The organism is Faecalicatena contorta, from assembly GCF_003149105.1.
Taxonomy (GTDB): Bacteria; Bacillota; Clostridia; order Lachnospirales; family Lachnospiraceae; genus Muricomes; species Muricomes contortus_C.
Window position 1 is genome coordinate 1 of the sequence record NZ_QGDS01000010.1, and the last position, 13259, is coordinate 13259.

Annotated in this window: 10 protein-coding genes and 1 pseudogene; 1 reads left to right on the plus strand and 10 read right to left on the minus strand. The window is 42.5% G+C overall.

The features are described from left to right. Positions 1 to 164 (plus strand): annotated as a pseudogene (locus tag A8805_RS23150) (IS256 family transposase); the annotation flags it as partial. A gap of 176 nt (positions 165 to 340) precedes the next feature. Here A8805_RS23150 and dhaL read toward each other — a convergent pair. The 10 genes from dhaL to tuf all read right to left on the minus strand — a co-directional run bounded on the left by dhaL (position 341) and on the right by tuf (position 13244). After that, entirely contained in the window at positions 341 to 2098 is a 1758-nt protein-coding gene (dhaL, locus tag A8805_RS15075; RefSeq protein WP_109712618.1) for a dihydroxyacetone kinase subunit DhaL, read from the minus strand. A 15-nt stretch (positions 2099 to 2113) separates the two neighbouring features. Further along, positions 2114 to 3157 (minus strand): NAD(P)-dependent alcohol dehydrogenase, encoded by a 1044-nt coding sequence (locus A8805_RS15080; protein WP_109712620.1) that lies wholly within the window; start codon positions 3155 to 3157, stop codon positions 2114 to 2116. Between the two features lie 131 nt (positions 3158 to 3288). After that, on the minus strand, positions 3289 to 4284 hold the full coding sequence (locus A8805_RS15085; RefSeq protein ID WP_109712622.1) for a substrate-binding domain-containing protein: 996 nt from the start codon (positions 4282 to 4284) through the stop codon (positions 3289 to 3291). 20 nt (positions 4285 to 4304) lie between these two features. Further along, on the minus strand, positions 4305 to 5252 hold the full coding sequence (locus A8805_RS15090; protein WP_181392865.1) for an ABC transporter permease: 948 nt from the start codon (positions 5250 to 5252) through the stop codon (positions 4305 to 4307). After that, the gene (locus A8805_RS15095) at positions 5252 to 6778 is read right to left on the minus strand and encodes a sugar ABC transporter ATP-binding protein (protein ID WP_109712624.1); all 1527 of its coding nucleotides are present in this window, start codon (positions 6776 to 6778) and stop codon (positions 5252 to 5254) included. Before A8805_RS15095 ends, A8805_RS15090 begins: the two co-directional genes overlap by 1 nt. A gap of 435 nt (positions 6779 to 7213) precedes the next feature. Further along, on the minus strand, positions 7214 to 8662 hold the full coding sequence (locus tag A8805_RS15100; protein WP_109712626.1) for a sugar ABC transporter ATP-binding protein: 1449 nt from the start codon (positions 8660 to 8662) through the stop codon (positions 7214 to 7216). Further along, a complete protein-coding gene (locus A8805_RS15105; protein ID WP_109712628.1) occupies positions 8637 to 9677 on the minus strand; it encodes a sensor histidine kinase in 1041 nt (346 codons plus the stop codon). The genes A8805_RS15100 and A8805_RS15105 overlap by 26 nt, the downstream gene beginning before the upstream one ends. Positions 9678 to 9689: 12 nt before the next feature. Further along, on the minus strand, positions 9690 to 11300 hold the full coding sequence (locus tag A8805_RS15110) for a response regulator (protein ID WP_109712630.1): 1611 nt from the start codon (positions 11298 to 11300) through the stop codon (positions 9690 to 9692). A gap of 98 nt (positions 11301 to 11398) precedes the next feature. Next, positions 11399 to 11839, minus strand: coding sequence for an RpiB/LacA/LacB family sugar-phosphate isomerase (locus A8805_RS15115; RefSeq protein ID WP_109712632.1), 441 nt, complete (start codon positions 11837 to 11839; stop codon positions 11399 to 11401). Between the two features lie 211 nt (positions 11840 to 12050). After that, positions 12051 to 13244, minus strand: a complete 1194-nt coding sequence (gene tuf, locus A8805_RS15120; RefSeq protein WP_109712634.1) for an elongation factor Tu — start codon at positions 13242 to 13244, stop codon at positions 12051 to 12053. Positions 13245 to 13259: the final 15 nt, after the last annotated feature.

Here is a 13259-nt window from a genome sequence, read left to right on the forward strand (position 1 = left end):
CATTTCCGAACGAGAACGCATTGCTAAAACTGCTGTATCTGCGAATAACAGAGCTATATAAGAAATGGGAAGGAGGTCATGTACATAGCTGGGCACTGGTGAGAAACCAGTTGGATGTAGATCCGAAAATCCAGCCAAGAATTCGAAAATATGAAAGAGTCTAAGAATCTAACAACCACCATCATATACGGATGGTCTGATTGTGGTACCCTAAAATGGGCCGCCCCCGTTGACGGGGAGAAAGCAAGGCTGAACTCATGAAAATACCGGTGCATGAACACCGGTATTATAAAAAATCAAAATTTACACATTTTACTTGACAAACCCGCACGATATCTTTCTATCCTTCTATATATTCCCTCATTCCCTGAAAAATCAGCCATACGGAAGTCGCCCCCGCATCTTGGTAACCAACAGCCCTTTCCATCAGGGATTTCGCGCGCCCAAACTTTGCGGTGTATTTCTTTGTCTCTTCCACACCCTGCCTTGCTGCTTCCTCGGCAGCTTTCAACATTTCAAGCAGCCCTTTTTCATAATTCTTCTCCATAGCAACAACTGCAGGCTCCAGCGCATCTACCATGGTCTTGTCTCCGACTTCCGCCTTCCCCCTCTCTTTGATTGCAGACAGGCTTTTGCGCTCCATCTTTGCCAGATCTTCTGCAGTCAGGAAGGCCTTTGCATCCATCTCCTTTGCCCCCGCCAGATAAAGGCTCCCGAAGATCACACCAGATGCCCCTCCCATGGACATGAGCATGGCTTTTCCCGCTGCCTCGAACACTGCATAGGCGTTTTGCTCTCCTTCCATTTGCCACAGCTTTTCTTTTATTTTTTTCATCCCCCCTGCCATTCCAATGCCGTGGTCCCCATCGCCAATGGCGCTGTCTATCTCAGTCAGATACGGTTTTTTTGCCCTGATTTTGTCTGCTATGTACAGGAGCATACCCTTGACATCCTCTGCGCTCAGCTCTGTCAGGGCTCCCCCAGCCTTTCGGGATACTTGAGGTTCTCCCACAGTTTCCTCCTCCCGCCCCTCAGCTTGAGTACCGGCAGAAACCAGTTCCTTCTCACAACATTCTAATTCCTCACGGGAACTTTCCATCAGTTCACCTTTGGCATAATAGGGGCTAAAGCAGGGCATATCATAGTATTGTTTCAGTTCTTCATCCAACTGGAATAAGGTAATAGAAAAGCCGCCCATCTCCTGGCTTGTGCAGTAATTGTTCAAGTCTGCATCATAAACCTTTATTCCATCCCGCTCCAGTAGTTCGCCGACCTTACGGTAAACAATTGCAAGTTCCGTAATCGTAGTAGAGCCTAACCCATTGATCAGTACACACACCTCATCTCCTGCTTTCAGGTCTGTATCCTTCTTAATTTCACCATACATTTTTTCTGCCAGCACATCAGCACTCTGCCAGTGGGTCCGCAGCACCCCCCGCTCTCCATGCAGGCCCATTCCATACTCAATCTCATTTTCCCCAAGCTCGAAGATCGGCTTCTCCACTCCCGGAAGCTGGGCAGATGCGGTGGCAACACCAATGGTCTTTGTATTGTCCCGCGCCTTTTCTGTTAATTTTGTAACCTCTGCAAGGTTCAATCCTGCATCACAGGCGGCTCCGGCAATCTTTACTACAAAAACATCCCCTGCAATCCCCCGGCGGTCCTCGATTCTGTCCCTGGGCGCACTGGCAACATCATCCCACACCCTTACGTGGGTGGTCTGTATTCCCTCTTCCTGGAGCATCTCTTCCCCCATATCAAAGTTCAGGTTATCCCCTGCATAACATCCATATACGAAAAGAACTCCCTGGCCTTCCTCCACGGCTTTCGCCGTCTCATACACCGTGTTGGGGTCAGGAGAGGCGAAGATATTCCCACAAGCTGCCGCATCCGCAAGACCTTTCCCCACAAAGCCCGAAAACATGGGCTCATGTCCGCTCCCGCCGCCAATGACCAGGGCAACCTTTCCCTTCCTTCTCTGCTTTAAAATTACACCGTTTACATCTGGATGCTTCCGGTAATATCTGTTGTAAGCACCAACATATCCCTCCAGCATCTCTCTTACTACATTGTCCGCATGATTAATTATTTTTCTCATAACTGCCTTCCCTGTCTAATATTTTATTACAGCCTTAATGACATCCTCTTTATGCTCCACATTATAAGCCACACCTTCTATCACATCTTTAAAGTCAAACACATGTGATACAATAGATTTCAACGGAATAGTCCCTTCGCTGACTACTTTAATCGCCGCCGGATACAGATTCCGGTAACGGAAAATAGTCTTTAAATCACCCTCTTTGGCACTCAGACTTCCGATATCTACCACAACCTCAGGCTCAGCGCACATACCAACCAATACAACCCGGCCTCCATTTTTAATTAATTTCGCGGATTGACGTGTAGTGAATTCTGACCCTGCTGTTTCAAATACCAAGTCTACTCCGCCGCCGGGGAGAGTTTTTACAAATTCTTCAATATTGATTTCCTTCGCATTAAAGGCCTCTTTTGCCCCCACTTCTTTAGCCTTTTCTAAACGCTTATCAATTACATCAACGGCATATATTTCCTGAATTCCCCTTGCCTTCAGCACCATAATGGTTACCAGCCCGATACAGCCGCAGCCCAGCACTACCGCACTCTGACCAATTTCAGCCTCTGCAATTTTCGCAGCGTGGAAGCCAACAGAAAGAGGTTCAATCAATGCCCCCTCCATTGTATCCACATTTTCAGGAAGCTTATAACACATATTTGCGGGATGTACACAATAATCGGAAAATACTCCATCTCTTTCTTTTGGTATAGCCATAAATGACATATCCGGGCAAAGGTTATAGAAACCTTTCTTACACATCTCGCAAACGCCACAGGGAACGCCCGGCTCAATGGCAATTCTGTCTCCCTTTTCGAATCCCTTCACATCCTCTCCTACTTCCTCCACAATACCTCCCGGTTCATGTCCAAGTACCAGGGGGCCGTCCGGAACCCAATTACCCAATCTTCCCGCTTCATAAAAATGCAGATCCGACCCACACACTCCTACATATTCCAGTTTAATGAGAAGTTCACCTTTTTGCGGCTGCGGGATATTCCTTTCTACCCATTCCATCTTTTTTGCACCTGTCATTACTGCAACTTTCATTTTCCCTTCCATATCGGGCACCTCTTTTCTTTGTCTCTTTTTTAACAATGCTTATTTTTTTAAGTGGCTGGGAAATTCCCAACCACTTACAATTTTTCTCAGGGCATATTTTTTACAAATGTTTTTAAGAAAAAAACATCACTTTACTTCGCATAGACTGTTGTCAGCAATTCATCTACATTGTCTTTTGTAATCCATTTCATATCAATATAAGACAATTCTTTTTCTGTTACTTTTCCTTCCAGCACATCATAAGCCTTTTGAACTGCCTCACTGCCTTCCAGTTCGGCATCCTGATATACAGTTCCAAGAAGCGTGCCGTCTTTCACTGCATTGCAGCCATCTAAAATTGCATCCACGCCTGTCACTACGATTTTATCTGTAAGTCCCGCTGCCTCCAATGCCTGGATTGCCCCCAGTGCCATCTCATCATTATGAGCTACGATTGCATCAATTTGACCACTAAACGACTCCAGCCAGTTCTCCACTAATGTCAGGGCTTCTTCACGGCTCCAGTTTGCAGTCTGGTCTGCCAGAACCTCAATCTTACCCTTGTATTTATCAAGCACATTTTGATTTCCTTCCAGACGCTGGATTTGTGCAGATTGTCCGATTGGTCCTTCCAGAATTACAATGTTGCCTTCTCCGCCGATGGCATCAATGGCATTCTGCATCTCCAGTTCCCCTGCCAGCACATCATCAGGCCCCACATAATGATAAGGTTCTTCCGTATTGAAAAGCATATTTACACCAACCAGCGGAATACCTGCATCCTCACACATCTCCATTGCAGGAAGAATTGCGTCAGAATCTACTGCAGCTACAATAATCACATCAACCTTCTGCGCAATCAGGTTCTCAACCTGTGTAATCTGGTTCTGGGCATCCTGCTGTGCGTCCAGCATAACAAGATCACATCCAAGTTTATCCGCTCTCTGCTCCATACCTTCCACCATCAGAGTCACAAACTCTGTCATATAATATACTGTACATCCGATAGTGTACCCCCCATCTTTCTCAGATGAGGTTTCCTGTTTCTCTTCCCCGCTGGATTTCTCCTCCGTTCCGGTGCTGCATCCCAACAGCATACCGGCTACCATACCTGCAACAAGTAAAACCGCTAATATTCTTTTTTTCATAACCTATTTCCCTCCTAAAATTATTCATTACGTTTAGAATCGATTAATATCGCCCCGAGAATAATCAATCCCTTTACAATCTGCTGGTAGAATGAAGATACATTCAGCAAATCCAGCCCGTTGTTTACAATTCCTAACAAAATAGCGCCTACAATTGTTCCCCAGAGTCTTCCGCGGCCTCCCGAAAGACTGGTTCCCCCTATTACCGTTGCCGCAATCGCATCCAGCTCATAGCTTTCCCCTGCGGTTGGCAGCCCTGCCGATACACGGGCTGTCAGAATGATTGCTGCAATCCCGCATGCAATCCCGCTTAAGACATATACCATCATCTTAATCCACTTCACATTAATACCCGATACCATAGCTGCATTTTCATTTCCGCCGACTGCATACACATAACGTCCAAACTTTAATTTCGTCAGCATGACACTGGCTAATACAAACACAAGAATCAAGATGATTGTCGGTACCGGTATACCTGCAATACTTCCCTTTCCAATCGCAAGGAAGTTGGTAGGCAGATTGGAAATGGGACGCCCATTACTATATACATAGGTCATACCTCGTGCAATTGTCATCATGGACAGAGTTACCACAAACGGCGCCGCATTCCGGTAAGCTACGAAATACCCATTATAAAGCCCCAGAAGCCCTCCGGCCAGGATAGCGATTAAGAGGACCAGTATAATTGGATAATCCTTATCCCGCAAAAACCCTGCTGCAATAATCCCCGAAAATGCCACAATGGAACCTACCGACAAATCAATCCCTCCCGTAAGACAGACTATGGTCATTCCAATGGCCAAAATCCCGTTAATGGATATCTGGCGCAGTACATTCAGCAGGTTCGTCGTTGTCAAAAAGTTGCTGGAAATAAACGATAGTATAATTCCCAGTCCTATGACAATAAAAATAAGCATGTATGTCTGAATCCACTTCCTGTCAAATCCTTTCATTTTCTCCTTCATTACTGTGCTCCTCCTTCATTTACATCTGAAGCATACATCATGATTCTCTCCTGCGTTGCTTCTTTCCTTATCAATTCCCCCTGCTTCCTGCCCTCATAAAAAACAATAATCCGGTCCGACATCCCGAGTATTTCAGGCATTTCCGAAGAAATAAATATGATTGCTTTTCCTTCTTCTGCCAGCTTTGCAACCAGCTTATATATTTCCGTCTTGGCTCCTACGTCAATGCCTCTTGTAGGCTCATCAAAAATGAGTACATCCGGGTTCTGAATCAGCCATTTGGCCAGTACAATTTTCTGCTGGTTTCCTCCGCTGAGCTGTTTTACCATTTGCTGCATACTTGGTGTTTTAATATTGAGTTTTTCTTTATACTCTTCTGCAACCTTCATGGACTGTTTACGGTTCACCACTCCTATCTTATTAGACAGCTTATCAAGGGACGGCAAAATGGTATTGTCGTAAACACTCATTTCCAGCACAAGGCCATTTCCTTTCCGGTCTTCCGTTACATACCCAATTCCCTTTGAGATTGCTTTTCCCGGTTTTGGTTTTCCCAATTCCTCTCCATTTATGTAAATCGAACCCGAGGTAGGCTGGGTAATTCCAAACAGTGCATTCATCACCTCTGTCCGGCCCGAACCCATTAAACCGGAGAATCCAAGTATTTCACCCTTTCTTAACTCAAAGGAAATTTCCTCAAACACACCTGACTGACTGAGATTTTCCACTTTCAGCACCACATCTCCGATTTGGTTTGAGCGTTCCGGATATATCTTAGTAAGCTCCCGGTCTACCATCTTTACAACAAGCTGATTTTCATCAATCTTATCCGAATCATAAGTACCGATATATTCTCCATCCCTGAAAACAGTAATTTCATCCGCAATACGAAATACCTCATCCATTTTATGTGTGATATATACAATACACTTACCCTCTTCCTTCAGGCTTTTAATAATCCGGAACAAATTCGATATCTCCCGCTCCGTAATCGTAGCAGAGGGCTCATCCATAATGATAATCTCTGCTTCATAGGACAATGCCTTGGCGATTTCCACCATCTGCATCTGGGAAACAGTGAGTTCTTTCATCCGCATGGAAGGGTGAAGCTTCACTCCCACTTTTTCCAGCAAGGCAGAAGCTTCCTGATTCATTCGTTTATAATCAACAAATTTTCCTCTACAGAACTCTTTTCCCAAAAACAAGTTTTCCGCAATCGTCATATCCAAAATCGGACTTAACTCCTGATGAATCATAGAAATTCCGTGATTCAGCGCCTGTTTTGGTGTCTGAAGCGATACTTTTTTCCCATGCAGATAGAGTTCCCCCTCGTCGGCCTGGTAAATACCTGCTATAATCTTCATCAAGGTTGATTTTCCGGCGCCGTTTTCGCCCATCAATGCATGAACCTTTCCCTTCACCAGTCTGAAATTGACATTGGATAAAGCTAAAACCCCCGGAAAACGCTTTGTGATATTCCTGGCCTCAAGCACAGGCTCTTCTCTTGCCTTGTCATCATTTCCCATATACTTTTTCCTCCCATACATTTAATCACCATCCGCAGTTTTCTCCCGATGACTGAATACTATCATATTGCTTCACTTACTCATACTTATTATCTTTACAACAGGGGGGTCAATCTTTTGATATTAGATGTTTTGCATAATTATATTTTTTACTTTGTTAATTTTTTATCTATATTGTATACTTATTGAACTACTAACGTTCAATATGGTACATTTATATAACTTACTTTTCCGATCTCCACGTTTAAGCCTATTTTTATTGCAGAATAAAGAGTTTGCTTTGCAAACTCCTGCGCCTGCAGCTGTCGCATAGCGACACTTACCGTTTACGCCGCAGTGCAATCCCCAGTCGGGTTTTTATGTAACAGGAAATACAGTTTCCAAATTACATAAAAAATGAGCTGTAACACCTTCCGTATTACAGCTTTCCACTTTCTATATTTTTGAATATATAAATTCATACGCTTCCTTCTTAGAAATCATCCTGCCATGCCGCATGTACAGCTCCCGGCCCTGGCAATAATTAAACTCTGCCGTATTAGCTGTAATAATCAACACCGGAATCTTCCTGCTTTCAAGGGTATACAACATTTGCCTTACCGTTTCCCTGGCCTGGATATCCCCTTCAGCAAAGGGCTGGATACAAACAAGCAGATAAGGAGAATAGATGAGCCACCTGCAGTATACAATCTTTTGAATATCAGAAGGAGACAGTTCTTTTATTTTCCTCCCATATACATCATCCGGAATAATATCCCCCAAAAGTCTTCTCACGCTTTTCTTATACTTGGCTATCATCCACATTCCCGAAACCTTATGTGACAATAACATCTGAAGATTATCCATAGCCGTAAGCTCGGAGAACAAAGATGCCGTCCTCGGATTTCCTTCCACGACTCCAATCCTATCCTTTAGTCCTCCCATGGTTTTTTTCATTTCCCGCCCGATACCGCCGGTCCAAAGCCGGCCGCCAAAGATCTCGGTTTCCCCCTTCATAAAGACAATCATCTCTTCATAGCTGCGTTCGTCAATACAAAAGAGCTTCACAATTTCCCCCTTGCCCACAGTAAAAGATACATTTTTTAGATAAGCCGTAGAGGCATTCTCTATTTTCACTTCTCCGCCATGGTTCTGTTCCTGTTTTATCTTCCAGTCCTCTATTCCCTTTTCCATTTCATTCCGGTACAAGATCGTATGCAGCATTGTGTAATCACAGTTGTCCACATCTTTTATCATACATGTTCTGCCATGCCTTATTATCACTACGGTATCCGTATAGAAAAAATTAATATCCTCCAGAGGCTCTACCACCACAAATGAAACCCCTTTTCTCCGCAGTTTTTCAAGCAGCTTCCACAAACTTTTTATTTCCTGGTCACTCAGACAGTTACTGAGTGCAGTCAGCATAATTACTTTCTTATCCAACAGATATGCCTTTAAAATCTCTATTTGCACTTTCTCAAATATAGTAAGACGGCTGACAGGCCTCTCCATATCTATAAATATCTCAAATTCCTCAAAAAGCCGGAGTGTTTCTTTTCTATAATTACTTTGCCTTACCCACTGTCCTTTTACCTGAGGGCGGATTAAAAAGAGATTTTCTTCAATTGTAACGGAATCAATTAGCCTGCTATCCATGGAAATGACTTCTATGGAGCTTTTCAGTACCCGGAATATGTCCTTTTCCAAAACTTTTTGCTCCTCATAATATACCCGCCCATAATCTGCTCCCATGGCGCCCGTCACAATCTCAAAAAACAAATTTTTTGCCTGGATATTGTCAAATACACAATGAATAATTTCTCCCTCAAACACCTGAAGCTCTACACCCTTGAGCAGCGTCCCTTTTTTAAGATTTTCAATTCTCAGCAGTTCTTTCTTCATATTCCCCTCGTTTTAACTTTGGCAGCATCACTTTAACATCCGTACCAATTCCCTCCACACTATATACGTGAACCCCATAATCCTCTCCAAACAGCAGTTTGATACGGCTATTGACGTTCTTCATTGCAATTCCGCCCTTTCTTTTCCTATCTTCTCCTACATAACTCACTGCAACCTTGTCAAAGTAATTATTAATCTGCTCCACCTGTTCTTCCGGCATCCCTATACCATTGTCTGAAACGGTAATCATAAGCTTGTTATCCGTAGTATCAATCTCTACCTGAATGACTCCGCCCTGCACCTTTTTCTCAATACCATGATAAATCGCATTTTCTACAAAAGGCTGAATTGTAAGTTTTGGAAGTTTAAGCTGCAAAATTTCCTCTTCCCTGGGGTATGTAATCTGAAGCTTTACTTTTTCTCCAAACCGATAATGTTGAATGGTAAAATAATTTTCCACATTATCAATCTCCTCTTCCAGGGTAACCAGTTTATCCACTCCTGTAATGGAATACCGGAAAAAAATGGACAATGCCTCCGTTGTCTCCGCCACACTGTTTAATCCGCCGCAAATTGCATCCCCACGGATTGCTTCCAGGGTATTATATAAAAAATGGGGATTTATCTGATTCTGCAGCGCCAAATATTCCGCCTGCTTTTTCGACATTCTTATGGCATCCTGCTTGTTCAGTAAATGACGTACCTTTTTCATAACCTGATGCCATCCAGGCATAAGTTCATATTCAGCTTCAAACAGATCCTCATAAACCTGTCCGTCAATAAATCGCTGATATAGCTTTTTCATCTCCCGGTAAGGCTTTACCACATACTGTATAATAAGATAAGCAGCAGCGAAATATACAACTGCCTCTCCCCAAATCAGCCAATATATATACCGGGCAGATATATCCTTCTCAGAGCATATTACACTTAATATTCCAATATTTATTATACCCGTTAAAATAAACAAGATAAAAATAATAATTGCCCTGACCGAAAGTGCCTTTTTCTTCATTGCTTTCCCTTCCTAATTATATAGCTTGCGGAATTCCGTAGGTGTTACCCCTGTCAGTTTCTTAAATAATCTCGAAAAATATTTAGTATCAGAATATCCTACTGCATAAGAAATGTCCTCTACCTGCTGTTCTGTATCCAAAAGCATACCTTTTGCATTATCAATACGAATTTTCTTTAAATAATCGGAAAAATTCATTCCCGTCTCCTTTTTAAACATGACTGAAAAATAAGTTGGATTAAATCCAATATTCTTACTGACCATCTCAAGTGTCAATGCCTGATAATAGTTCTCTCCAATGTACTGCTTTGCGATTCTAATAGGTCTGGATTCCACATACTTCTTTTCCTCCATCCAATGTACCAGAGAGCTTACAATATATTGCTTCAGATGGCTTATCACCTCAGGTATGGTCCCAAACAGTTCAAACTGTGCCAGCAATTCCAGATATTGGCCTGGTATGGCAATATTATAATTGTGGGTTCCAAAATAAAACAGTGTCAGGACTTCTTTATACACCTCTTCCACAAGACGCCCGTCCTTCAATGGGTTTTTTAATAGTTTTATTTGTAAATCTCTTAGTTCATCCTCGATACTGCCCTGGTCTATAATTTCAATATAGCTTAAAAATCTCTTTTTAAAGGAATTGTCTATAATCTTCTTAACCTCTTCCCCGCATTCTTCGCTTCCAATATCCCGCAGAAGAAAATCTTCCCCATAATAGAATCTCCCCCGGACAGCCTGCCTTGCTTCCTCAAAGCTTTCCAGTATTTTCTGCATACTGTCTTTTATTTTCCCAAGACCAATATAAACCTGCACCTCTTCGAATACATCCTGAAGTCTGACAATATCCAATTTTACCTTCTTCAGTCTTCTGTAAACCTTGTGCATCTCTTCATCTGTCCCATTGAGGATACCATATATATCACCATCAATAACGCAGGTCACCACCTCATTACACAGGCTTTTCAACGCATCATTAATAATTTCTATCCCTTTTCCCCGCAGTATTGCCCGCATGTCCGCATCTTCTTTTCGCTTCCCTGGTATTATCTTTACAATCAGTGTCTGATAACATGTTTCTTCAAAATTATAATGATATTCTTTATTAATTTTATCAATAACAAAAAAACCGCCAAACTTTTCCGGCCTCTTCAATAAATCTTCCACCAGGCTCCTCTTTAATTTTTCCTCATTCTCCTCCAACCGCTGCCGCATCTCCTGCCATTTCTGAGTATCCCTGAGTTCTTCCTGGCACTTATCTAAAATCTTCTGTAAAGTTGCCGTCAAATCTTTTTTTCGTATTGGTTTCAGAAGGTAATCCTCTACCCCATATCGGATTGCATTCTGAGCATAATCAAACTGACTGTAGCCGCTTATAATAACAATATGCATATCCGGATACAACACCTTCGCTTTCTGTATCAGCTCCAAACCGTCATATCCAGGCATCCGGATATCGGTAACCATAACATTTACCGTGTTTTCCTGCAGGAACTTATATGCAGAGATTCCATCATTGACTACGCCTACAATTTCAAATCCAAGCGCCTCCCATTCCACTAGATTAACAATCAACTGGCATACCTTTTTTTCATCATCTGCAATCAGTACCTTCAGCATACTTTGCCCCCTCCTAAATTCGGCATACAAAAATGGAGCGTCGCTTCATAGATGACAGCTCATCTATTTTGCAACACCCCTTCCACTTCCTTACTTATTTATCTTGCATTATCATAACTTATAAATGCATCTACTTTAGGCTGGGAAGAACAGCCTTCTTCAAACTCATTTGTCAAAAATGCATCGACAAGCTCTTCTCTCAGCTTATTACCAACGGTAAATGCACCAAGGCAGGCAATATTTGCATCATTGCTGAGTCTTGCCCTTTTTGCTGAATATACATCAGAAATCAGCGCTGCATACGCACCCTTTACCTTATTTGCAGTAATAGATACGCCAATACCAGTTCCACAAATCAGAATTCCACGGTCATACTCTTTCGCAGCAACTGCCTCTGCAACTTTAATCGCTACGTTTGCATAAATAGGGTCTTCACTTCCAAAATCAGTAATTTCCCCATATCCTTTCTCTTCCATGAACTTTACCAGCTCTTCTTTTGCTTCCTGTGCATTTGGGTCACAACCGATTGCTATTTTCATCTTAATTCTCCTCCTGAATCTAGTTTTCACTTTATATGTCCTTTGCTCTATTCATATTCTAACATTGCACTCCCATTTTGTCCACTTTCGTTTTCTTTCGCTACTATTCTTTTATTTTAATATTATTTTATTTCTGGACAAAAAAAGCTGCAATCCTCTATTTCTAAAGGATTGCAGCCTATATACTTATATTACACAACCAGAATCAAGATTACTCGATAATCTTAGCAACTTTTCCTGATCCAACTGTACGTCCACCTTCACGGATAGCGAATCCAAGACCCTCTTCCATAGCGATTGGGTGAATCAGTTCGATTGACATTTCTACGTTATCTCCAGGCATACACATTTCAACGCCTTCTGGCAGATCACAAACGCCTGTTACGTCTGTTGTTCTGAAATAGAACTGTGGTCTGTAATTGTTGAAGAATGGTGTATGACGTCCACCTTCATCTTTTGTCAGAACGTAAACCTGAGCTGTAAATTTCTTGTGGCATTTTACTGTACCTGGTTTAATCAGAACCTGACCTCTTTCGATTTCAGTTCTCTGAACACCACGAAGCAGAGCTCCGATGTTATCTCCAGCCTGTGCTTCATCAAGGAGTTTACGGAACATTTCGATACCTGTTACAGTTGTTTCCATAACCTCTTCTTTGATACCAATGATTTCGATTTTATCATTTACGTGAAGTGTTCCACGCTCTACTCTACCTGTAGCAACTGTTCCACGTCCTGTGATAGAGAATACATCCTCTACAGGCATAAGGAATGGCTTATCTGTGTCACGTTCTGGGTCTGGAATCCAGCTGTCAACAGCATCCATAAGTTCCATGATCTTGTCTCCCCATGCTCCTGTTGGATCTTCAAGAGCTTTCAGAGCTGATCCCTGGATAACCGGAGTGTCATCTCCTGGGAATTCATATTCGCTCAGAAGTTCACGGATTTCCATTTCTACTAATTCAAGAAGTTCTTCATCGTCTACCATGTCACATTTGTTCATGAATACAACGATGTAAGGTACACCTACCTGACGGGACAGAAGGATGTGCTCTTTTGTCTGAGCCATAACACCATCAGTAGCAGCTACAACGAGGATAGCACCATCCATCTGAGCAGCACCTGTAATCATGTTCTTTACATAATCGGCATGTCCTGGGCAGTCAACGTGTGCATAGTGACGTTTGTCTGTCTCATACTCTACGTGAGATGTAGAAATCGTGATTCCACGTTCTCTCTCCTCTGGAGCCTTATCAATTTTGTCGAAATCAACTGCTGCATTTCCTGATACTCTCTCAGAAAGTGTCTTTGTAATAGCAGCTGTTAATGTTGTTTTACCATGGTCAACGTGTCCAATAGTACCAATATTAGCATGTGGTTTGTTTCTTTCAAATTTAGCTTTTGCCATTTTGAATAATCCTCC

Coding starts and splice junctions, on each gene's coding strand:
- A8805_RS15115 (WP_109712632.1), bottom strand. CDS start 11,839: ATGAAAATAGCAATCGGTTGTGACCCAAATGCACAGGAAGCAAAAGAA.
- A8805_RS15090 (WP_181392865.1), bottom strand. CDS start 5,252: ATGAAGGAGAAAATGAAAGGATTTGACAGGAAGTGGATTCAGACATAC.
- A8805_RS15110 (WP_109712630.1), bottom strand. CDS start 11,300: ATGCTGAAGGTACTGATTGCAGATGATGAAAAAAAGGTATGCCAGTTG.
- A8805_RS15080 (WP_109712620.1), bottom strand. CDS start 3,157: ATGGAAGGGAAAATGAAAGTTGCAGTAATGACAGGTGCAAAAAAGATG.
- dhaL (WP_109712618.1), bottom strand. CDS start 2,098: ATGAGAAAAATAATTAATCATGCGGACAATGTAGTAAGAGAGATGCTG.
- tuf (WP_109712634.1), bottom strand. CDS start 13,244: ATGGCAAAAGCTAAATTTGAAAGAAACAAACCACATGCTAATATTGGT.
- A8805_RS15095 (WP_109712624.1), bottom strand. CDS start 6,778: ATGGGAAATGATGACAAGGCAAGAGAAGAGCCTGTGCTTGAGGCCAGG.
- A8805_RS15100 (WP_109712626.1), bottom strand. CDS start 8,662: ATGAAGAAAGAACTGCTGAGAATTGAAAATCTTAAAAAAGGGACGCTG.
- A8805_RS15105 (WP_109712628.1), bottom strand. CDS start 9,677: ATGAAGAAAAAGGCACTTTCGGTCAGGGCAATTATTATTTTTATCTTG.
- A8805_RS15085 (WP_109712622.1), bottom strand. CDS start 4,284: ATGAAAAAAAGAATATTAGCGGTTTTACTTGTTGCAGGTATGGTAGCC.